Annotated in this window: 1 protein-coding gene; it reads right to left on the bottom strand. The window is 64.1% G+C overall.

Going from position 1 to position 306, the window contains the following annotated elements:
• Positions 1 to 78: 78 nt before the first annotated feature.
• Positions 79 to 306, bottom strand: a 228-nt coding sequence (locus SB753_RS36115; RefSeq protein ID WP_410804901.1) for a hypothetical protein, incomplete at its 5' end; no start/stop codon positions are given.

Here is a 306-nt window from a genome sequence, read left to right on the forward strand (position 1 = left end):
GCTCGCAGACGCGGGCCATCCCGTTCTCAAGCAGATTCCTGACCTTCTGGATGTGTCCGCAAGGGCGTAGGCAGGTCATCATTCGACCTCAGCCTGCGCGACAAGTATCGCCGCGCCGTCTTCGCCGCACACCTCGGCTTCGTAGTGTCGCCTCGGCCGACCTTTCACGATGTCTGTGCGCTTCACGCGCACTCGGAGGGGTTCATGCAGCTCAGCAAAACGGGTGTACGTGCCATCAAACGCGCGGAGTTCGGAACGCGGCGTTCCTGCGGCGAGCACACACGCCCGGCGCACCGCGTCGAACAG

Source organism: Paraburkholderia sp. SIMBA_053 (assembly GCF_046534895.1).
Taxonomy (GTDB): domain Bacteria; phylum Pseudomonadota; class Gammaproteobacteria; order Burkholderiales; family Burkholderiaceae; genus Paraburkholderia; species Paraburkholderia caledonica.